Genomic DNA, 20,159 nt, shown 5'->3' on the forward strand with positions numbered 1-20,159 from the left:
ACCCCCGCCCGAGTGCAAGTAAAAAACCGCAAAACGGCAGGCAGCCCCCGCAGCCTATCCATTAAAATAGCGCATCTTTGATAAGCCCCGCCGGCGCCCCGCGCCGCCCGTTTTTGCAACACATGCCCGCCTTATTTGTCCGATTCCTCCGCCTGCCGCGCCGCATCCGCCTGGCCGCTTATGCCGCAGCCGCCCTGCTCGGCGTTTTCGTGCTGCTTGCCGCCATCGCCGGCAGTGCGAAAACCGACGAACCTATGCAAAGCGCGCCCGTTACCGAAACGCTACCCGCCGTGCAGGCCAAAGGCAGCCCCGCCGCCACCGGCTACTGGAGCGACGAAGTCGTCCAGCCCGGCGACTCCCTGCGCGACGTGCTCCAGCGCTTCAGCCTCACCCCCGCCCAGCTGCAAAGCATCGCCCAAGCCGCCGCCCCCGAAGGCAAGCAGCCGCATCTGCAGCCCGACCAAATCGTCAGCATCCGCCGCGACGCCCAACACCAGCCCGTGCAGGTGCAGTTTTTCAACGACGACGACAACGGCGAAACCCAGCTCGTGGATTTGGTGTATGCCAACCAGCAATGGCAGGCCAAAATGGACGACGTGAAAACCACCGTCATCCCCACGCTCAAATCCGTCATCATCCGCTCCAGCGGCACCACCGCCGGCGCCATGTCGCGCGCCGAAATCCCCGCCGAAGTGCGCGATTCCCTGCGCGAGCTCTTCAGCAACCGGCTCGAACTCTACAAGCTCGACGCCGGCGACACCGTGCGCATCTTCTACAACGTCAACTACTTCCACGGCCAGCAGATTTCCATGGGCGACATCCTCGCCGTGGAAATCACCCATCAAGGCAAGCTCTACCGCGCCTACTACTTCGGCGAAGACGGCAACGGCCGCTACTACGACGAACACGGCCAGCCGCTGAAAAAAGGCTTCGAAACCCAGCCCGTGCCCGGCAGCCGCATCAGCTCCCCCTTCGGCATCCGCGTCCACCCCGTGCTGGGCTACCTGCGCATGCACACCGGTATCGACTACGCCGCCCCCACCGGCACGCCCATCCACGCTCCCTCTGACGGCGTGGTCGAATTCCGCGGCCCCAAAGGCGGCTACGGCAACACCGTCATCCTCCGCCACAGCGACAGCATGCAAACCCTCTACGGCCACATGAGCGCCTTCTCCGCCAACGCCGCCCCCGGCCAGCGCGTGCGCGCCGGCGACGTGATCGGCTTTATCGGCAGCACCGGCCGCAGCACCGGCCCGCACCTGCACTACGAAGTGCGCCTCAACGGCGTGCCGGTGAACCCCGCCGGCGTCGCCCTGCCCGCCAAACGCCTCACCACCGCCGAGCTGGCCGAATTCCGCCGCCAGCAGCAAGCCGTAGAACAAAAACTCGCCCAACTGCGCGGCATCGGCAAAACCGTTGCCCAGCTGGATTAACAGCGGCAGCCGGGCTCGCCGCCGCAGCCGGCTGCACGGTTGCAAGCGGCTTAATAAAAACACACACCACACCGGAAGCATTTAGATTAGAATAGCAACAGCAAACCAAAAGGCTACCTGAAACAGCCGCAGCATTTTTCAGGTAGCCGCCAAACCACCCACCACCCGACCAGGATCATCGTGAAGCGCATATTCCTTTTCCTCGTTACCAATATGGCCGTCTTGCTGGCCGTCCGCCTCCTGCTCGGGCTGTTTGGCGCCAACCCGCAAGACCTCTCCGGCCTGCTCATCCTCTCTGCCGTGGCCGGTTTTGCCGGCTCGCTGATTTCGCTGCTCATGTCGAAAAGCACCGCCAAGCACGCCGTGGGCGCGCACGTTATCCGCGAGCCGCGCAACGAAACCGAACACTGGCTGCTCAACGTGGTGCAGGCGCAGGCGCGGCAGTGGAACCTGCAAACGCCCGAAGTGGCCATTTACGAAGCGCCCGAGCCCAACGCCTTCGCCACCGGCGCCAGCCGCAATAATTCCCTGGTAGCCGTGAGCACCGGCCTGCTGCGCAGCATGACCCGCGACGAAGTGGAAGCCGTGCTGGCGCACGAAATGGCGCACGTGGGCAACGGCGATATGGTTACGCTCACGCTGATTCAGGGCGTGGTGAACACCTTCGTGCTGTTTTTCTCGCGCCTGATTGCCGGCGTGGTGGCCTCTTCGCTGCGGCAAAACCAAAACAGCAGCGGCGGCCAGGGCGTGTATTTGCTGGTGAGCATGGTGTTTCAGGTAATCTTCGGCTGGATTGCCGGCATCATCGTGATGTGGTTCAGCCGCCAGCGCGAATACCGCGCCGACGCCGGCGCCGCCAAGCTGGTGGGCGCGCCGAAAATGATTGCCGCGCTGCAACGGCTCAAAGGCAGCACCGGCGGCCTGCCGCAAGACATGAGCGCCATGGGCATCAACGACAACACCCTGCGCTCCCTGTTCAGCACCCACCCCACGCTCGACGACCGCATCGCCCGCCTGCAACGGCTGCCCTACTAGCTTCGCCCAAACAATAAAAGGCTACCTGAAAATCATTTGGAGATTTTCAGGTAGCCTTTTTATACACCGCTTGTGCGTATCAGGCACACGGCAATATGCCCGCCGCACAGTAGCGTCCCATATCGGAGATAATTTTCCGTGCGGAGCGGACATGATTTTCCGCCAGACTGAACGTTTTCAGGTAGCCCCAAATAGCAGCTGAGGCTACCTGAAAACCATGCCGGCCGTATCCGCTATTTCCCAAACAGCGCCGCCACCATCTCGGCCTGTTCTTCGGTAAACGCGGGCTCGCCGAGGCGGGCGGCCACGGTGAATTCGTTGGCGAACTGCCGCTGCTCGGATACGGCCTGCCATTCTTTGAGTTTGGCGGTTTTGCCCTGTTTGATTTTGGCGGCGGCTTGCAGGGCGGCTTGTTTGCTTGCTGGCATGATGTAAACGTTTGGTTTGGCGGTGGAATAAATTTCAGGTAGCCTCAGCTGCTATTTGGGGCTACCTGAAAATTTCGGCTACTTGGTCAGCAGCTCCAAGGCTTCGCGGTATTTGGCCAAGGTTTTTTCGATGACTTCGGCGGGCACGGCGGGGGCGGGGGGCTGTTTGTTCCAGCCGCTTTGTTCGAGCCAGTCGCGGATGAATTGTTTGTCGAAGGAGGGCGGGTTGCTGCCCACTTGGTATTGGTCGGCGGGCCAGAAGCGGCTGGAATCGGGGGTGAGCACTTCGTCCATTAGGGTGAGCGTGCCGTTTTGGTCGAGGCCGAATTCGAATTTGGTGTCGCAGATGATGATGCCGCGGCTGCGGGCGTGTTCGGCGGCTTCGCGATAAAGGACAATGGCTTTGCGGCGCACTTCTTCGGCCAGCTCGCGGCCGATGATTTGGGCGCATTGCTCGAAGCTGATGTTTTCGTCGTGGTTGCCCACGGCGGCTTTGGTGGAGGGGGTGAAGATGATTTCGGGCAGTTTTTCGGCTTCGCGCAGGTTTTCAGGTAGCCTGATGCCGCACACGGCGCCGGTTTGGCGGTATTCTTTCCAGCCGCTGCCGGCAAGGTAGCCGCGCACGATGGCTTCGATTTTGAGCGGTTCGAGCCGCTTGGCCACCACGGCGCGTTTTTCCAGCGCGGCGGCGATGTCGTGCGGCAACACGTCGTACACGGTTTGGCCGGTGAAGTGGTTGGGCATGATATGGGCGAGTTTGCCAAACCAGAAATTGGAGATTTGGGTGAGGATTTCGCCTTTGCCTGGAATGGGTTCGTTTAGGATTACGTCGAAGGCGGAGAGGCGGTCGGAGGCGACGATGAGCATGGTTTGGCTGTCGATTTCATACAAATCGCGCACTTTGCCGGAGTAGATTTTTTTCAGCGGGATGGTGGTCATGATGGGTTGGCGGGTGGGTGGTGGGAAAACCGATATTTTAGTCCAATTGCCGCGCGGAAAGAATGGCGGGGAGGCAAAAAGGTTGCCGAAGTGCATTTTATGCTTGAGAATGCAGCCCGCATCGGCAGGCCGGCTGAGCGTGTGCAGTTTTCAGGTAGCCTGCCCTCCCCCACCTTACAAGGAAAAGCCATGAGCAATCTGATTATCGAAGACATCGAAACCGGCAGCGGCAAAGCCGCCGAAAAAGGCAAACGCATCACCGTGCACTACAGCGGCTACCTCTCCGACGGCAGCAAGTTCGACTCCAGCCTCGACCGCGGCCAGCCGCTCACCATCATCTTGGGCGTGGGCCAGGTTATCCGCGGCTGGGACGAAGGCTTCGGCGGCATGCGCGAAGGCGGCAAACGCAAGCTCACCATCCCGCCGGAAATGGGCTACGGCACACGCGGCGCCGGCGGCGTGATTCCGCCCAACGCCACGCTGGTGTTTGATGTGGAATTGCTGAAAGTGCACGATTAAGCGGCTTCTTTCCGCACAACAAAAAGGCTACCTGAAAACCGTTATCTAGGTTTTCAGGTAGCCTTTACCTTTTCTTTGCCGATATAGCGAACCAACTTAACTTTCGCTACGGCGCTAGCTCGCCTTGTCATACTCCTGTACTACCTGCGGCTCGCTGCCTTGTATCGAAAGCCAATTTGATTCGCTATAGATTTTCAGGTAGCCCCTTACACATAAAAGGCTACCTGAAAACGATGTTTGAGCGCAGCCCAAGCTGAGTTTCTGCGAAGCTAAAAATACAGCGCGACAAATTTTCTGCGCCGCCGAAGCGTTACAGCAAATGCGCCACCGCCGCGCGTTCGTCTTCCAGCTCCTTGAGCGTGATGCCGATGCGCTCGCGGCTGAAATCGTCGATCGGCAAATCTTTGATCACGCGGTATTCGCCGTTTTCGCACACCACGGACAGACCGAACACCAGTCCTTCGGGAATGCCGTAAGCGCCGTCGGAAGGCACGCCCATGGTAACCCAGCGCCCCTTGCTACCGAGCACCCAGTCGCGGACATGCTCGATGGCGGCATTGGCGGCGGAAGCGGCGGAGGAAAGGCCGCGCGCTTCGATGATGGCCGCGCCGCGCTTGGCCACGGTGGGCAGAAAGTGCTCAGCATACCATTGCGCGTCGTTGATGAGCTGCGGCACGCTTTGGCCGTTTATTGTGGCGAAGCGGTAGTCGGCATACATGGTGGGGCTGTGGTTGCCCCACACGCAAAGCTGCTCGATGTCGTTGAGTGAGCGGCCGGTTTTGAGGGCGATTTGGTTGAGCGCGCGGTTGTGGTCGAGGCGCAGCATGGCGGTGAAGTTGCGCGCGGGCAGGTCGGGCGCGGACTTCATGGCGATGTAGGCGTTGGTGTTGGCGGGGTTGCCCACCACCAGCACTTTCACGTCGCGGCTGGCCACTTTGTTCAGCGCGGCGCCTTGGGCGGTGAAGATGTTGGCGTTGGCGTGCAAAAGGTCGGCGCGCTCCATGCCTTTGCTGCGCGGACGGGCGCCGACGAGGATGGCGATTTGCGCGTCTTGGAAGGCAGTTTCGGGGTTGTCGGTGGCAAACACGTCGGCCAAGAGCGGGAAGGCGCAGTCGTGCAGCTCCATAATCACGCCGCGCACGGCCTGCTGCGCCTGCGGCAAATCGAGCAGCTGTAAAATCACGGGCTGGTCGGCGCCGAGCATGTCGCCGGAGGCGATGCGGAACAGCAGGGAATAGGCAATCTGGCCGGCGGCGCCGGTAACGGCCACGCGGATGGGGGCTTTTTGTGTGCTGGAAGTGATCATGGCGGGATATGTTTGATAGCGGCGCGGGCGGGCTGAAGGCTCCGTGCTATTTTTAGCTTCGCAGAAACTCAGCTTGGGCTGCGCTCAAACATCGTTTTCAGGTAGCCTGTTGCCTGCGCGGCGGTTTGGGATAACAAAAGTTTAAAGGGGCGAATGATACCGCAAAGCCGCCCGGCTGAGGCGATTTTTGTTATTTTTTATTAAGGGGTGCGGCTCCGGCTATCGGGCAAGCCGGCCTGTGTGGCATAACTGGCAAGCCGTTGCGGCAAACGCACAAGTTCCGGCCGGCATTGTTCAATGTTAAGTTGATTTAAATCAAGAGCTGCTATATTATCCGCACATCTGCAATCCGCGCGCCGTCTAGGGCAAAACATGGCGCCACGGTTGCCGATTCCGCCGGCTTTTCGGTTGCCGGCGTCAGGCTACCTGAAACCGCTCGTCGGCAGGCAGCCCTTCGACTATGGATGCCGGTTTCGCGCCGGCTTTGGGATATTGCCAACTCTGAGGAAGTTTCGCCATGCGGACGACTAACAGACCGATATTCCTGGATATTCTCAGCATCCGGCTGCCGATTCCGGGGATTGTTTCCATTCTGCACCGCATCAGCGGCGTGCTGCTGTTTATCAGCCTGCCGCTTTTGCTGTGGCTCTTCTCCGGCACGCTGAACCGTGCCGACGCCTTTGAAAGCTACCGCGCCTTCGTGGCGCACCCGCTGGTGAAACTCGGCCTGCTCGGGCTGCTGTGGGCCTATCTGCACCACTTCTTTGCCGGCATCCGCTTCCTGCTTTTGGATATGCACAAAGGCCTGGAGCTCAACACCGCCCGCGCCACGGCCAAAACCGTAATGGCGCTGGCTCTGCTTTGCACCGCTGTTTTGGGAGTATGGCTATGGTAGACCGCAAACTCACCGGCGCGCACTACGGCCTGCGCGATTGGATCATGCAGCGCACCACCGCCGTGGTGATGCTGGTTTACACTCTGGCGCTGGTTGCCTTCCTGCTCGCGCTGCCGGGCGATTATGCCGCGTGGCAGGCGTTTTTCGGGCAGATTTGGGTGAAAGTGTTTACCCAAGTGAGCCTTATCGCACTGTTTCTGCATGCTTGGGTAGGCATCCGCGATTTGTGGATGGACTACATCAAGCCTTTCGGCCTGCGCCTGTTTCTTCAGGTAGCCACCATCGTATGGCTCGCCGGCTGCACGGTTTATTCGGTTAATGTAATTTGGGGTTGAACGAGATGACTTATCCTGTCCGAAAATTCGATGCCGTCATCGTGGGCGGCGGCGGTGCCGGCCTGCGCGCGGCGCTGCAACTTTCCAAAGCCGGCCTCAACACCGCCGTGCTCTCCAAAGTGTTCCCCACCCGCTCGCACACCGTGGCCGCGCAGGGCGGCATTTCCGCCTCGCTGGGCAACGTGCAGGAAGACCGCTGGGACTGGCACATGTACGACACCGTGAAAGGTTCCGACTGGCTCGGCGACCAAGACGCCATCGAATTTATGTGCCGCCGCGCGCCCGAAGCCGTGATTGAGCTGGAACACATGGGCATGCCGTTCGACCGTGTGGAAAGCGGCAAAATCTACCAGCGCCCCTTCGGCGGCCACACCCGCCTGAGCGATCCCGACGATCCGAACAGCGCCCGCATTGCGGTGGAGCGCGCCTGCGCCGTGGCCGACCGCACCGGGCATGCCATGCTGCACACGCTCTACCAGCAAAACGTGCGCGCCAACACCCAATTCTTCGTGGAATGGACCGCGCTCGACCTCATCCGTAACGAGCAAGGCGACGCCGTGGGCATCACCGCCATGGAAATGGAAAGCGGCGACGTGTATATCTTCCACGCCAAAGCCATCCTGTTTGCCACCGGCGGCGGCGGGCGCATCTACGCCTCCTCCACCAACGCCTTCATGAACACCGGCGACGGCTTGGGCATCTGTGCCCGCGCCGGCATCCCGCTGGAAGACATGGAATTTTGGCAGTTCCACCCCACCGGCGTGGCCGGTGCCGGCGTGCTGATCACCGAAGGCGTGCGCGGCGAAGGCGGCATCCTGCTCAATGCCGACGGCGAACGCTTCATGGAGCGCTACGCCCCCACAGTGAAAGACCTCGCCTCGCGCGACGTGGTTTCCCGCGCCATGTCGCTGGAAATCTTAGAAGGGCGCGGCTGCGGCAAAAACAAAGACCACGTGCTGCTGAAAATCGACCACATCGGCGCGGAAAAAATCATGTCCAAGCTGCCCGGCATCCGCGAAATTTCCATCAATTTCGCCGGTGTCGACCCGATTAAAGACCCGATTCCTGTGGTGCCCACCGTGCACTACATGATGGGCGGCATTCCCACCAACTATCTGGGCGAAGTGGTGGTGCCACAAAACGGCAACCCCGAAGCCCCCGTGCCCGGCCTGTATGCCGCCGGCGAATGCGCCTGCGCCTCGGTGCACGGCGCCAACCGCTTGGGCACCAATTCCCTGCTCGATTTGGTGGTGTTCGGCAAATCCGCCGGCGACAGCATGATCGAGTTCATCAGGCAGCACCCTGAAATCAAGCCGCTGCCCGAAAACGCCGGCGCCTTCACCGAACAACGCCTGGCTCGCCTCAACGGCCAAACCGGCGGCGAAAACGTAGATGCCCTGCGCGGCGAATTGCAGCGCACCCTGCAGCGCCACGCCGGCGTATTCCGCACCGACGCCATCCTCAAAGAAGGCGTCGACAAAGTCCTCGCCCTGGCCGAGCGCGTGAAACGCACCGAAATCGGCGACAAGAGCCAAGTGTGGAACACCGCCCGCATCGAAGCGCTGGAGCTCGACAATCTGATGGAAGTGGCCAAAGCCACCATGATTGCCGCCGAAGCCCGCAAAGAATCGCGCGGCGCCCACGCCTCCGACGACCACCCCGATCGCGACGACGAAAACTGGATGAAGCACAGCCTGTTCTATTCCGCCAACAACAGCCTGGCCTACAAACCCGTGCACACCCAGCCGCTCACCGTGGACTACATCAAACCCGCCAAACGCGTTTACTAAAAAGCACCAACGGCTGCCGGTTTCAGCTTTGCCGAAAACCACTCCCATATTTTTCAGGTAGCCTCTCCCCGAATAGAGGCTACCTGAAAAATAAAAACACCAATCCAAGCCGCAGCCGCACCGAAGCAAAAGGAACACCCGCCATGGAAACCATCCGCCTCAAAGTGTACCGCTACAACCCCGACGCCGACGCCAAACCCTATATGCAAGACTACGAGCTCCAAATCGAGCCCTCCGACGTCAAGCTGCTCGACGCCCTCATCAAGCTCAAAGCCCAAGACGACAGCCTCTCCTTCCGCCGCTCCTGCCGCGAAGGCATCTGCGGCTCCGACGGCATCAACATCAACGGCAAAAACGGCCTCGCCTGCCTCACCGACATCCGCAGCCTCAAGCAGCCCATCGTATTGCGCCCCCTGCCCGGCCTGCCCGTGGTGCGCGACCTCATCGTCGACATGACCCAATTCTTCAAGCAATACCACTCCATCAAGCCCTATGTGGTCAACGACACCCCCGCCGACCCGCAGCACGAACGCCTTCAAAGCCAAGCCGAGCGCGCCGAGCTCGACGGCCTCTACGAATGCATCCTCTGCGCCTGCTGCTCCACCGCCTGCCCCTCCTTCTGGTGGAACCCCGACAAATTCGTCGGCCCCTCCGGCCTCCTCAACGCCTACCGCTTCATCGCCGACACCCGCGACACCATCACCAACGAGCGTTTGGACAACCTCAACGACCCCTACCGCCTGTTCCGCTGCCACACCATCATGAACTGCGTGGACGTCTGCCCCAAACACCTCAACCCCACCCGCGCCATCGGCAAAATCAAAGAAATCATGCTCAAACGCGCCGTTTAGCATTATCCGCACATTCAGGCCGCCCCCAAAGCGGCCTGCTTCCAACACGCAGGAGCCCAGCCATGCCCCAATTCGACGACACCGCCAAACGGCGCATCCGCTTCCAAACCCGCCGCGGGCTGCTCGAGCTCGACATCCTGCTCCAACGCTTCATGGCCGAAGACTTCGAGCGCCTCAGCAATACCGAGCTGGCCGTATTCAGCGAGCTGCTCGCCCTGCCTGACCCCGAATTGTTTGCCCAAATCAACGGCCAAACCGAAGCATCCTCCGCCCCCGCAGCCGCCCTGCTGGATAAAATCCGCGCCGGCCGCGCCGCCGTGTAAAATCGTGCCAACTCGATAGCAAACAAACTTTAACATTTCCGTTTTTCAGGTAGCCTTTCCGGCTATCTTCCTGTTTAATCAACACCCATTCCCTCCCTCCCCCGCGCCGCCGCCCTCGGCTCGCAACCCCACGTCCAACCCGCCCGCCTAAACACTGCGCCTTATTGACGTACCCCATATCGGGCCGTATGATTGCCCCCACTGCCCGGACGACAGAAAATATTGCCCCAAAAGGCAAAACCGTCCGCCGCCGTTACGGTAAACCGCTAACCTTACGAAAGGCTGGGTGTTCAAAGAACCTTGGTAATCATGATGCAATCACTTTCAGGTAGCCGGCTTTCCTGTTTTCCGTGCCGGCCGTTTCATCATCTGCCAAGTCTCTTTCCTTCCCACCGGCTTCCCGCCATCCTTCCCTTTCCCGCCCACACCGTTCCGGCCACAGGCTACCTGAAAGCGCAAGCTTCAGCGAAGCTAAAAACCAGGCTACCTGAAAATGCCGATTCCGAATCACCATACCCCGTTGCGCCAAGAGCCGTGTGGCGATTCGGAATCGGCATTCGCTTCATAGGATAAGGTTCATTTGCCCTACCAGGGATACCCTGCGAGCAAGCGTGCTGCTCTTCAAACCGTCATACTTGATTAAGGATCTTTGCCATGATGAAAGAACAAAGTAGTTTGTCCTACCTATACGGCACCAACGTTCCGTATATTGAAGATTTGTACGAAGCCTATCTCGCCTCCCCGGATTCCGTGGACAGCCAATGGCGGCAGTATTTCGACCAAGTGGCCGCCCTGCCCGGCAACACCCCCAAAGACGTGGCGCACCGCCCGATTCAGGAAGCCTTCGCCAACCTCGCGCACCAGCGCGGCGGCGCAGCCGCAGGCGGCGTGGATTTTGCCGCCATGCAGAAACAAGTGGCCGTGTTGAGCCTGATTGCCGCCTACCGCGAACTGGGCGCCCGTGCTGCCGACCTCAACCCGCTCGACCGCACCCACCTCGCCCAGCTGCCCGAGCTTGACCCGCAAACCTACGGCCTCACCGCTGCCGACATGAATACCGCATTCCATGTCGGCACCGATCTTTCAGGTAGCCCCAAGCTGCCCCTGGCCGAAATCATCCGCCATCTCAAACAAATCTACTGCGGCCCGCTCGCGCTGGAATACACCCACATTCCCGACACCCGCGAAAAAGAATGGCTGCAAGCGCGCTTGGAAGCCAACGGCGCCCGTCCGCAGTTTGATGCCGAAACCAAACGCCGCATCCTCAAAGAGATCACCGCCGCCGAAACCATGGAGCGCTACCTGCACACCCGCTATGTGGGCCAGAAACGCTTCTCCCTCGAAGGCGGCGAAAGCACCGTGCCCGCGCTGAACCACCTCATCCGCGCCTCCACTGAAAAAGGCGTGCAGGAAATCGTTATCGGTATGGCGCACCGCGGCCGCTTGAACGTGTTGGTGAACACCCTGGGCAAAGCCCCGCAGGCCATTTTCGACGAATTCGAAGGCAAAGTGGACGCCAAATTCCCCAGCGGCGACGTGAAATACCACATGGGCTTCAGCTCCGACGTGCCCACCCCGCACGGCCCGGTGCACCTCTCCCTGGCCTACAACCCCTCACACTTGGAAATCACCAACCCCGTGATTGAAGGCTCCGTGCGCGCCCGCCAAGACCACCGCGGTGCCGAAGGCCGCAAACAAGTGCTGCCCATCCTCACCCACGGCGACTCCGCCTTCATCGGCCTCGGTGTGAACCAATCCACCTTCAATATGTCGCAAACCCGCGGCTACACCACCGGCGGCACCATCCACTTTGTGATCAACAACCAAGTGGGCTTCACCACTTCCGATCCGCGCGATACCCGTTCTACCCTGTATTGCACCGACATCGCCAAGATGGTGAGCGCGCCGATTCTGCACGTGAACGGCGACGATCCGGAAGCCGTGTGCCACGCCGCCCAAATCGCGTTGGACTACCGCACTACCTTCCAAAAAGACATCGTGATCGACCTGGTTTGCTACCGCAAGCTCGGCCACAACGAAGGCGACGACCCCACCCTCACCCAGCCTCTGATGTACAAACAGGTGGCCGCACATCCCGGCTCCCGCGCCGTGTACGCCGAGCAGCTGATCAAAGAAGGCGTGGTAACCCAGGAAGAAGCTGACAAGCTGATCAGCGACTACCGCGCCGCCATGGACAAAGGCGACCGCATCCAGGAAATCCTGCCCGAGCAGAAACGCGAACACGCCGTGGATTGGAGCAAATACCAGCCCATCAGCTGGCGCACCCCGGTGAAAACCGCCCTGCCCGCCACCGAAATCCAGCGCCTGGCCGCCAGGTTTACCAGCATTCCGGCCGATGTGAAGCTGCACAACACCGTGAGCAAAATCATCGAAAACCGCAAAGCCATGGCTGCCGGCGAGCTGCCGATTGACTGGGGTATGGCCGAAACCATCGCCTACGCCAGCCTGCTCGAAGCCGGCCACGACATCCGCATTTCCGGCGAAGACTCCGGCCGCGGCACCTTCTCGCACCGCCACGCCGTGCTGCACGACCAAAACCGTGCCGAACGCACCGGCGGCGTGTACATCCCCCTGCAGCACATCAGCGAGAAACAGGGCCACTTCAATGTAATCGACTCCATCCTGAACGAAGAAGCCGTGATGGCCTACGAATACGGCTACGCCTCCTCCGCTCCGGAAGACTTGGTGATTTGGGAAGCCCAGTTCGGCGACTTCGCCAACGGCGCACAAATCGCCATCGACCAGTTCATCACCTCCGGCGAAACCAAGTGGGGACGCTGGTGCGGCCTCACCGTTATCCTGCCGCACGGCTACGACGGCCAAGGCCCGGAACACTCTTCCGCCCGCGTAGAGCGCTGGCTGCAACTGTGTGCCGAAGAAAACATCCAAGTGCTGATGATGTCTGAAGCCTCGCAGATGTTCCATGCCCTGCGCCGCCAGATTCTGCGCCCCTACCGCAAACCGCTGGTGATCTTCATGTCCAAACGCCTGCTGCGCTTCAAAGACGCCAGCAGCCCGCTGGCCAACTTCACCGACGGCGAATTCCGCCTGGTAATCGGCGACACCGTGCAGGGCCGCGACAACGACGTGAAACGCGTTATCCTCTGTGCCGGCCAGGTGTACTACGACTTGGCCAAAGCCCGCGCCGACCAAGGCTTGGAAAAAGACATCGCCATCGTCCGCATCGAGCAGCTCTACCCCTTCCCCTACGAAGAAGTGGCTGCCGAGCTGGCACGTTTCCCCAACGCCGCCGAAGTGATGTGGGCGCAGGAAGAGCCGAAAAACCAAGGCGCTTGGTACCAAATCCGCCACCGCCTGGAAAAAGTGCTCGGCGCCAACCAGCGCCTCACCATGACCAGCCGCCCCGCCAGCGCCTCTCCGGCAGTCGGCTACGCGGTGAAACACAAAGCCGGCCTCGACGGTCTGCTCGAAGTGGCCATGAAGCTCTAAACCCAAGAGAGAGGCTACCTGAAAAACCGAAAGCCGTTTTTCAGGTAGCCTCCAGAATGCGATAAACCAATTTATTTCACTTATTCAAAGGATAAAACCATGATTATCGAAATCACCGTACCCCCGCTGCCGGAAAGCGTTACCGAAGCCACCCTGATGAGCTGGCACAAAAAAGTGGGCGACTATGTGAACCGCGACGAAAACCTGATCGACCTCGAGACCGACAAAGTGGTGCTCGAGCTGCCCGCCCAGCAGGCCGGTGTGATTGTGGAAATCATCGAGCAAGACGGCGCCACCGTTACCGCCGGCCAGCTCTTGGCTAAAATCGACACCGAAGCCAAAGCCGCCGCTGCCGCTCCGGCTGCCGCCCAAGCCCCGGCTGCCGCCCCCGCCGCAGGCCATGTGGCCGCTGCCGGCGCGCAAGCAGGCGTGGCCATGCCCGCCGCCGCCAAGCTGGCTGCCGAAAAAGGTGTGGACGTATCCGGCGTGCAAGGCTCTGGCCGCGACGGCCGCGTGCTGAAAGAAGACGTGGCCGCCATCCCCGCCGCCGCGCCCAAAGCCGCTGCCGCCCCCGCCGTGGCCGTGCCGCTGGGCGACCGCGTAGAACAGCGCGTGCCGATGAGCCGCTTGCGCCAGCGCGTGGCCGAGCGCCTGCTGCAATCCCAGTCGCAAAACGCCATCCTCACCACGTTTAACGAGGTGAACATGAAGCCGATTATGGATTTGCGCGCCAAATACAAAGACAAGTTCGAGAAACAGTATGGCGTGAAACTGGGCTTCATGTCCTTCTTCGTGAAAGCCGCCGTGGCCGCGCTGAAGAAATTCCCCGCCGTAAACGCCTCGATTGACGGCAACGACATCGTGTACCACGGCTACTTCGACATTGGCATCGCCGTGGGCAGCCCGCGCGGCCTGGTGGTGCCCATCCTGCGCAACGCCGACCAGATGAGCATCGCCGACATTGAGCTGGCCATCGTGGACTACGCCAACAAAGCCAAGAGCGGCAAAATCGCCATCGAAGACCTCACCGGCGGCACCTTCAGCATCACCAACGGCGGCACCTTCGGCTCGATGATGTCCACCCCCATCATCAACCCGCCGCAGTCTGCCATCTTGGGCATGCACGCCACCAAAGAACGCGCCGTGGTGGAAAACGGCCAAGTTGTAGTACGCCCGATGATGTACCTGGCCCTCTCCTACGACCACCGCATCATCGACGGCCGCGAAGCCGTGCTCACCTTGGTAACCATCAAAGAAGCCCTCGAAGACCCGGCCCGCCTGATTCTGGAAATCTAATCCTTTCCGCAATCTAAGCCCTTAGCGGCATCAGGCTACCTGAAAAACCATTTTTCAGGTAGCCTTACTCTTTGCCAATCAAACAGCATTGCAGGCTACCTGAAAACTAAACTCCAGTGAAATGAAACACAACGCAGCCAAAGTTCTGCACAGCTAAATTTTCAGGTAGCCCCAAACAGGAAACACCATGACCGACACCACCGTCCACCTCTACACCGACGGCGCCTGCAAAGGCAATCCCGGCCCCGGCGGCTGGGGCGTACTGCTACGCTACGGCGCACACGAAAAAGAACTCTGCGGCGGCGAGCCCGACACCACCAACAACCGCATGGAGCTCACCGCCGTCATCCGCGGCCTCCAAGCCCTCACCCGCCCCTGCCGCGTCGCCATCCACACCGACTCCCAATACGTGAAAAACGGCATGGAAAGCTGGATACACGGCTGGAAACGCAACGGCTGGAAAACCGCCGCCAAAAAGCCCGTGAAAAACGCCGAACTGTGGCAGCAGCTCGACCAGCTCGTCGTCCGGCACCAAGTATCCTGGCAATGGGTCAAAGGCCACGCCGGCCACGCCGAAAACGAACGCGCCGACCAGCTCGCCAACCAAGGCGCCGCCTCACTACACGGCAGCCAACAATAACAATAATAATCAAATTATTAACACAACTTACCAAAACCGCCGCCGCAGCCAATCCACAGTTGGCGTTCCGCCCGCCATCTGATAGAATAGCGCCCGATTCAGTCAATCAGCGCGTGGTGAGAGCCACCTTTTGATTGGCCAAAAAATTGATTCCACAAGCCGCCGGCCTATGGCGGCTTGCATTTTTATGTAAAAACGGCTGCCATGCGCAGCCACCTCCTGCGGAGAAACCCATGCAAAAGATCCCCCTAACCGTACGCGGCGCCGAGCTGCTCAAGCAAGAACTCCAGCGCCTCAAGAGCATCGAGCGCCCCGCCATCATCGAAGCCATCGCCGAAGCCCGCACCCACGGCGACTTGTCTGAAAACGCCGAATACGAAGCCGCCAAAGAAAAACAAGGCTTTATCGAAGGCCGCATTTCCGAATTGGAAAACAAGCTCTCCATCGCCCACATCATCGACCCCACCGAAATCCACGCCGAAGGCAAAATCGTGTTCGGCAGCACCGTGGCGCTGGAAGACTTGGAAAACGAAACCCAAGTGCGCTACCAAATCGTCGGCGACGACGAAGCCGACCTCAAAGACAACAAAATCTCCATCAGTTCCCCCATCGCCCGCGCCCTGATCGGCAAAGAAGAAGGCGACATTGCCGAAGTGCAGGCACCCGGCGGCATCCGCGAATACGAAGTGATCGAAGTGCTGTATATCTAAGCACAGCCGGCAAATGAACCGCGATTTCAACCCCTACCAAGCCCCGCAAAGCCAAGACTACCGCCCGCAAAGCAGCCCCGAATGCTGGCGGGAAGGCAAACGCGTCTTCCTGCCCAACGGCGCCGACCTGCCCTGCCGCTGCATCCGCTGCGGCGCGGAAGCCGAACCGCCGCGCCGGGCAAAAAAGCTGTTTTGGTATCATCCCGCTTGGAATCTGCTGCTGGTGCCGCTGATATTTATTGCTTGGCTCATTGCCTTAATCATCGCGCTGTGCGTGCGCAAAACACTACAAATCCACCCCGCCCTCTGCCCGCAACACCAGCGGCAGATGCGCCGGCTGTTTTGGGGCGTGCCCGCCTTGGTGCTGGTGTTGCTGTTGCTGCCGATGCCCATACTCACCGGATCCATTTCGTTTTTAAGCGGAATCCTCACGCCCGATCTGATTATTTTTTGGTATTGCGGCATCATTATCTTCTGCCTTATCTTCGCCATTGCCACCTCTCCCCTGCGTCCGCGCATGGTGAAAATGACCGAAGAATACAGCATCCTCAAAGGCTTCGGCCAAGGCTTCCTCGACACCCTGCCGGAAGAATACGAAGCCAAAAGCCGTTGGGATTAGCCGCTCACTCAACCCACTCCGCAACAATGCGGCAAAAGGCTACCTGAAAATACAGCCGAATCAAAAATGGGAGCAGTAAAAACCGCTGGAAGGCCGCAAAGCCGGATTTCCAGCGGTTTTATTGCCCCTTCCCTTGCCCCTCAGCCCGCCAACCTCAAGCCTGCCCCTGACTGTTACGTTATACAGCAATATAAAATCAAACAAATCAATAAATTACTTGCCATCAGCCTTATTTGCGCCTACCATATCCCCACACATCCATCACCCCGCAAGAAAGGACGCGAAAATGAGCAACTGCCACACCCATCCCCACCATGAACACATCCACGGCGCCGGCTGCGGCCACACCGCCATCAAACACGGCGACCACATCGACTACATCCACGACGGCCATCTGCACCACGCCCACAACGGCCACTACGACGAACACAGCCTCGAAGTCAGCGCCACCAACCCCGACGGCTGCCACCCCGTGCACAGCTGCGGCAGCCACGTTCACGGCCCCGGCTGCGGCCACGAAGCCGTGCCCCACGGCAACCACACCGACTACATCGTAAACGGCCGCCTGCACCACCAGCACGGCGACCACTGCGACGACCACGGCCCGGTGGAAATCGTCAAATAATCCGCCGATCAGTTTTCATTTTGTTCAAACTATTTTTCAGGTAGCCTCCACCCATCGGCAGGCTACCTGAAAACCTTTCCGCCATCTCATCCAACCTTTTCCAGCCAGCCTCCCGCCGCCAACATCCACCGCCCTTTCTGTTAAAATCAACCCATCTCCCCCCTCTCGGAAAGCACCCCATCATGAACAAAAAAATCCTCATCGGCGGCATTGCCGGCGTCCTCCTCATCGGCGGCGCAGCCGCAGGCGGCAGCCTCTACGCCGACAAACGCCTCACCGACACCGTATATTCCCCCGAGCTCATGCAGCGCTCCTTCGGCCTGGCCAACTTCCAAGCCCAAACCAACATGGGCGCCTTCAACGGCACCGCCCAATGGCAAGGCGACTTCCTGCCCGACCCCTGCCGCCCCGAACAGAAAATCACCATCCGCGGCACCGACACCCTGCGCCGCTCCTTCGCCGGCTACCAAATCGACACCAAAGTCTACATCGTTTCCGATTCCGAAGAATTAAACCGCATCCTGCCCCAAGGCTTCCTGCTCAATGCCCGCCACCACATCTTCTGGAGCGGCAACGTGCAAACCAGCATCCAAGTGCCCGGCCGCAGCGTGCAGAAAGACGGCACCACCATCACCTGGCAAGACATCAGCGGCAGCGCCACCCTACACAAAGAAAACGACGAGCTCGTGCCCGACGAAGTGCAATTCAACATCCCCTCCATCCAAGTGCAAGCCGATCGCGCCACCTTCGCCCTGCAAAACATCAGCCACCGCAGCCGCCACGCCTTCATCGGCCACGGCAGCCTCCAATCCGGCAACGCCGAAACCACCCTCGCCAGCCTCAGCTTCAGCAGCACCCCCGGCCACAGCATCGTGCTCAACAACCTCACCAGCACCAGCAGCCAAAACATCAACGGCCAAAACATCGGCTGGGGCAGCCGCTTCAACATCGAGCGCATCAACATCACCCAGCCCAACGGCACACACACCATCCAAGACCTGCGCCTCAACACCGTGCTCAACGGCCTCGCCACCCCCGCCGTGCAAGCCTTCAGCGACCTCATGGCACGCCAGCGCAGCAGCTGCATTCCGCAAGAAGAGCTCAAAGCCAAGCTCAGCGAAATCGCCACCGCCGTGCTCAACAGCGGCCTGAGCATCCAAGCCCAAGGCAACCAAATCAAGCTCGACGGCGCCCCCCTCACCGCCGACGCCCAGCTCACCCTGCCCCCCGGCCAATACGCCAACCTCGACCAAGTCAACCCCAGCACCCTGCTGAGCAAACTGCAATACCGCGCCGACATCCGCATCAGCAAAGGCTTCATCAGCGCCGCCGGCCGCACCTTCGCCGACTGGTCCAACAGCAGCCACAGCGAAGCCGACACCCAGCAGATTATCGACAAACTGCTCGCCCAGCCCGGCGCCAGCCAAGAAGGCGACACCATCCGCCTCAGCTACCAGCAGCCCTAACCCCGCCGCACAGCAAACGGCTACCTGAAACCATTTTCAGGTAGCCGTTTTTGTCTGATACGGCCGATAAATTTTCAGGTAGCCTCTTGGTGTACGAAAGGCTACCTGAAAACTTTATTCCCCCATCACATCCGCCCCGTGCTGCCGAAGCCGCCTTCGCCGCGCGTGCTTTCGGCAAACTCGTCCACCACTTTAAACTCGGGCTGCACCACCGGCACAATCACCATCTGCGCCACGCGCGCCATCGGCTCGATGGTGAAGCTTTCGCTGCTGCGGTTCCACAGCGAAATTTTCAGCTCGCCCTGGTAGTCGGAATCGATCAGGCCCACCAAGTTGCCCAGCACGATGCCGTTTTTGTGGCCGAGGCCGGAGCGCGGCAGCAGCACGGCGGCATAAGCGGGGTTGGCCAAGTGGATGGCGATGCCGGTGGGCACGAGGTAGGTGGCGCCGGGGGCGAGCTCGACGGCTTCGTCCAGGCAGGCGCGCAAATCGAGGCCGGCGGCGCCGGGGGTGGCGTAGTGCGGCAGGTGCGCCTGCATTTTGGGGTTGAGGATTTTGAGTTCGACGGTGGGGGTCATAGACGCCTCTTTAACTATTTGAATTTTCATGATGATAAATTTTCAGGTAGCCTGCCGCAGGGCATAAAGGCTACCTGAAAATCCGGCTGCACTGCGGCTTAGGGCATCAGCATACCGCCGTTCACGTGCAGGGTTTGGCCGGTGATGTAGCGCGCCTGCTCGGAAGCGAGGAACAAAACGGCGGCGGCCACGTCGTCTGCTTCGCCGAATTTGCCCAGCGAAGTTTGCGCGGTAAATGCGGCGCGGACTTCTTCCGGCAGGGCTTGGGTCATGGCGGTATCGATGAAGCCGGGCGCCACGCAGTTTACGGTAATGCCGCGGCTGCCCACTTCGCGCGCCAGGGATTTGGAAAAGCCGATGAGGCCGGCTTTGGCGGCGGCGTAGTTGCTCTGGCCGGCGTTGCCCATCGCGCCCACCACGGAAGTGATGCTGATGATGCGGCCGCCGCGCTGCTTCATCATGCCGCGCAACACGGCTTTGCTGGCGCGGAACACGGATTTGAGATTCACCTGCATAATCTCGTCCCACTCTTCTTCTTTCATGCGCATCAACAAGTTGTCGCGCGTGATGCCGGCATTGTTCACCAAGATATCCAATTTGCCAAACTCTTTTTCGATGCCGGCAATCAGGTTTTCAATGCTGTTTTCTTCGTTGATTTCCAGCACGCGGCCATGCCCCTGCCATTGCGCCAGCTGCCGGCCGACGGCGGCGGCGCTTTCTTCGGTAATAGCAGTACCAATAACGGTAGCGCCGGCTTGCGCCAGCGTGGCGGCAATGGCCGCGCCGATACCGCGCGAGGCGCCGGTAACCAAGGCAATTTTTTGAGAGAGATTTTGGGTAAGCATATCGGGATTCCTTTTCAGTGGGAAATGGGGTTTCAGGTAGCCTCCAAGCGTTGGA

20 protein-coding genes are annotated in these 20,159 nt (G+C 60.2%); 15 read left to right on the forward strand and 5 right to left on the reverse strand.

The genetic code is table 11. From position 1 onward, the window contains the following. Positions 1 to 77 precede the first annotated feature (77 nt). Positions 78 to 1,433 (forward strand): M23 family metallopeptidase, encoded by a 1,356-nt coding sequence (locus LG371_RS08215; protein WP_225748239.1) that lies wholly within the window; start codon positions 78 to 80, stop codon positions 1,431 to 1,433. Between the two features lie 180 nt (positions 1,434 to 1,613). Continuing rightward, a complete protein-coding gene (htpX, locus tag LG371_RS08220; protein WP_067594167.1) occupies positions 1,614 to 2,468 on the forward strand; it encodes a protease HtpX in 855 nt (284 codons plus the stop codon). A 233-nt stretch (positions 2,469 to 2,701) separates the two neighbouring features. On the opposite strand, the gene LG371_RS08225 is transcribed toward htpX, so the two are convergent. After that, positions 2,702 to 2,896: a cyanate hydratase gene (locus tag LG371_RS08225; RefSeq protein ID WP_067594169.1), complete on the reverse strand. Its 195-nt coding sequence runs from the start codon at positions 2,894 to 2,896 to the stop codon at positions 2,702 to 2,704. A 78-nt stretch (positions 2,897 to 2,974) separates the two neighbouring features. Further along, a complete protein-coding gene (locus LG371_RS08230; protein WP_067594171.1) occupies positions 2,975 to 3,835 on the reverse strand; it encodes a phosphoribosylaminoimidazolesuccinocarboxamide synthase in 861 nt (286 codons plus the stop codon). Positions 3,836 to 4,024: 189 nt separating this feature from the next. Between LG371_RS08230 and LG371_RS08235 the strand changes: the two genes are divergently transcribed. Then, positions 4,025 to 4,354, forward strand: a complete 330-nt coding sequence (locus LG371_RS08235) for an FKBP-type peptidyl-prolyl cis-trans isomerase (RefSeq protein ID WP_225748314.1) — start codon at positions 4,025 to 4,027, stop codon at positions 4,352 to 4,354. Between the two features lie 310 nt (positions 4,355 to 4,664). Here the strand turns inward: LG371_RS08235 and LG371_RS08240 are convergent, their stop codons facing one another. After that, entirely contained in the window at positions 4,665 to 5,660 is a 996-nt protein-coding gene (locus tag LG371_RS08240) for a malate dehydrogenase (protein ID WP_225748240.1), read from the reverse strand. A gap of 517 nt (positions 5,661 to 6,177) precedes the next feature. Here LG371_RS08240 and sdhC point away from each other — a divergent pair. From sdhC to LG371_RS08300, 12 genes are all read left to right on the forward strand, one after another. Further along, on the forward strand, positions 6,178 to 6,555 hold the full coding sequence (gene sdhC / locus LG371_RS08245; protein WP_067594181.1) for a succinate dehydrogenase, cytochrome b556 subunit: 378 nt from the start codon (positions 6,178 to 6,180) through the stop codon (positions 6,553 to 6,555). Further along, complete coding sequence (sdhD, locus tag LG371_RS08250) at positions 6,549 to 6,890, forward strand: succinate dehydrogenase, hydrophobic membrane anchor protein (protein ID WP_067594185.1); 342 nt, start codon at positions 6,549 to 6,551, stop codon at positions 6,888 to 6,890. Before sdhC ends, sdhD begins: the two co-directional genes overlap by 7 nt. Positions 6,891 to 6,895: 5 nt before the next feature. Further along, complete coding sequence (sdhA, locus tag LG371_RS08255) at positions 6,896 to 8,680, forward strand: succinate dehydrogenase flavoprotein subunit (RefSeq protein WP_067594187.1); 1,785 nt, start codon at positions 6,896 to 6,898, stop codon at positions 8,678 to 8,680. Positions 8,681 to 8,823: 143 nt separating this feature from the next. Further along, entirely contained in the window at positions 8,824 to 9,531 is a 708-nt protein-coding gene (locus LG371_RS08260; protein ID WP_067594191.1) for a succinate dehydrogenase iron-sulfur subunit, read from the forward strand. 62 nt (positions 9,532 to 9,593) lie between these two features. Next, positions 9,594 to 9,854 carry a succinate dehydrogenase assembly factor 2 gene (locus LG371_RS08265; protein WP_067594194.1) on the forward strand — a complete coding sequence of 87 codons (261 nt, stop codon included), beginning with the start codon at positions 9,594 to 9,596 and terminating at the stop codon, positions 9,852 to 9,854. 654 nt (positions 9,855 to 10,508) lie between these two features. Next, positions 10,509 to 13,325, forward strand: a complete 2,817-nt coding sequence (locus LG371_RS08270; protein ID WP_225748241.1) for a 2-oxoglutarate dehydrogenase E1 component — start codon at positions 10,509 to 10,511, stop codon at positions 13,323 to 13,325. 99 nt (positions 13,326 to 13,424) lie between these two features. After that, complete coding sequence (gene odhB, locus LG371_RS08275) at positions 13,425 to 14,621, forward strand: 2-oxoglutarate dehydrogenase complex dihydrolipoyllysine-residue succinyltransferase (RefSeq protein ID WP_067594198.1); 1,197 nt, start codon at positions 13,425 to 13,427, stop codon at positions 14,619 to 14,621. A 187-nt stretch (positions 14,622 to 14,808) separates the two neighbouring features. Then, positions 14,809 to 15,261 (forward strand): ribonuclease HI, encoded by a 453-nt coding sequence (gene rnhA / locus LG371_RS08280; protein WP_067594200.1) that lies wholly within the window; start codon positions 14,809 to 14,811, stop codon positions 15,259 to 15,261. A 233-nt stretch (positions 15,262 to 15,494) separates the two neighbouring features. Then, positions 15,495 to 15,971, forward strand: a complete 477-nt coding sequence (gene greA, locus LG371_RS08285) for a transcription elongation factor GreA (RefSeq protein ID WP_067594202.1) — start codon at positions 15,495 to 15,497, stop codon at positions 15,969 to 15,971. 13 nt (positions 15,972 to 15,984) lie between these two features. After that, on the forward strand, positions 15,985 to 16,590 hold the full coding sequence (locus tag LG371_RS08290; protein WP_067594204.1) for a hypothetical protein: 606 nt from the start codon (positions 15,985 to 15,987) through the stop codon (positions 16,588 to 16,590). Positions 16,591 to 16,876: 286 nt separating this feature from the next. Then, positions 16,877 to 17,215, forward strand: coding sequence for a hypothetical protein (locus tag LG371_RS08295; protein WP_067594208.1), 339 nt, complete (start codon positions 16,877 to 16,879; stop codon positions 17,213 to 17,215). 182 nt (positions 17,216 to 17,397) lie between these two features. Beyond that, positions 17,398 to 18,681: a DUF945 family protein gene (locus LG371_RS08300; RefSeq protein ID WP_225748242.1), complete on the forward strand. Its 1,284-nt coding sequence runs from the start codon at positions 17,398 to 17,400 to the stop codon at positions 18,679 to 18,681. A 125-nt stretch (positions 18,682 to 18,806) separates the two neighbouring features. Here LG371_RS08300 and dut read toward each other — a convergent pair whose 3' ends face one another. Then, positions 18,807 to 19,259, reverse strand: coding sequence for a dUTP diphosphatase (gene dut / locus LG371_RS08305; RefSeq protein ID WP_225748243.1), 453 nt, complete (start codon positions 19,257 to 19,259; stop codon positions 18,807 to 18,809). Between the two features lie 98 nt (positions 19,260 to 19,357). Next, complete coding sequence (fabG, locus tag LG371_RS08310; RefSeq protein ID WP_067594215.1) at positions 19,358 to 20,104, reverse strand: 3-oxoacyl-ACP reductase FabG; 747 nt, start codon at positions 20,102 to 20,104, stop codon at positions 19,358 to 19,360. Between the last annotated feature and the right edge of the window lie 55 nt (positions 20,105 to 20,159).

Origin of the sequence: Eikenella sp. Marseille-P7795, assembly GCF_916618725.1 — a bacterium.
Lineage (GTDB): Bacteria > Pseudomonadota > Gammaproteobacteria > Burkholderiales > Neisseriaceae > Eikenella > Eikenella longinqua.

What these genes read in the sequence shown, in the direction of transcription:
- LG371_RS08225 (WP_067594169.1), bottom strand. Translation starts at nt 2,896, where the DNA reads ATGCCAGCAAGCAAACAAGCCGCCCTGCAAGCCGCCGCCAAAATCAAA.
- LG371_RS08230 (WP_067594171.1), bottom strand. Translation starts at nt 3,835, where the DNA reads ATGACCACCATCCCGCTGAAAAAAATCTACTCCGGCAAAGTGCGCGAT.
- LG371_RS08235 (WP_225748314.1), top strand. Translation starts at nt 4,025, where the DNA reads ATGAGCAATCTGATTATCGAAGACATCGAAACCGGCAGCGGCAAAGCC.
- LG371_RS08240 (WP_225748240.1), bottom strand. Translation starts at nt 5,660, where the DNA reads ATGATCACTTCCAGCACACAAAAAGCCCCCATCCGCGTGGCCGTTACC.
- sdhC (WP_067594181.1), top strand. Translation starts at nt 6,178, where the DNA reads ATGCGGACGACTAACAGACCGATATTCCTGGATATTCTCAGCATCCGG.
- sdhD (WP_067594185.1), top strand. Translation starts at nt 6,549, where the DNA reads ATGGTAGACCGCAAACTCACCGGCGCGCACTACGGCCTGCGCGATTGG.
- sdhA (WP_067594187.1), top strand. Translation starts at nt 6,896, where the DNA reads ATGACTTATCCTGTCCGAAAATTCGATGCCGTCATCGTGGGCGGCGGC.
- LG371_RS08260 (WP_067594191.1), top strand. Translation starts at nt 8,824, where the DNA reads ATGGAAACCATCCGCCTCAAAGTGTACCGCTACAACCCCGACGCCGAC.
- LG371_RS08265 (WP_067594194.1), top strand. Translation starts at nt 9,594, where the DNA reads ATGCCCCAATTCGACGACACCGCCAAACGGCGCATCCGCTTCCAAACC.
- LG371_RS08270 (WP_225748241.1), top strand. Translation starts at nt 10,509, where the DNA reads ATGATGAAAGAACAAAGTAGTTTGTCCTACCTATACGGCACCAACGTT.
- odhB (WP_067594198.1), top strand. Translation starts at nt 13,425, where the DNA reads ATGATTATCGAAATCACCGTACCCCCGCTGCCGGAAAGCGTTACCGAA.
- rnhA (WP_067594200.1), top strand. Translation starts at nt 14,809, where the DNA reads ATGACCGACACCACCGTCCACCTCTACACCGACGGCGCCTGCAAAGGC.
- greA (WP_067594202.1), top strand. Translation starts at nt 15,495, where the DNA reads ATGCAAAAGATCCCCCTAACCGTACGCGGCGCCGAGCTGCTCAAGCAA.
- LG371_RS08290 (WP_067594204.1), top strand. Translation starts at nt 15,985, where the DNA reads ATGAACCGCGATTTCAACCCCTACCAAGCCCCGCAAAGCCAAGACTAC.
- LG371_RS08295 (WP_067594208.1), top strand. Translation starts at nt 16,877, where the DNA reads ATGAGCAACTGCCACACCCATCCCCACCATGAACACATCCACGGCGCC.
- LG371_RS08300 (WP_225748242.1), top strand. Translation starts at nt 17,398, where the DNA reads ATGAACAAAAAAATCCTCATCGGCGGCATTGCCGGCGTCCTCCTCATC.
- dut (WP_225748243.1), bottom strand. Translation starts at nt 19,259, where the DNA reads ATGACCCCCACCGTCGAACTCAAAATCCTCAACCCCAAAATGCAGGCG.
- fabG (WP_067594215.1), bottom strand. Translation starts at nt 20,104, where the DNA reads ATGCTTACCCAAAATCTCTCTCAAAAAATTGCCTTGGTTACCGGCGCC.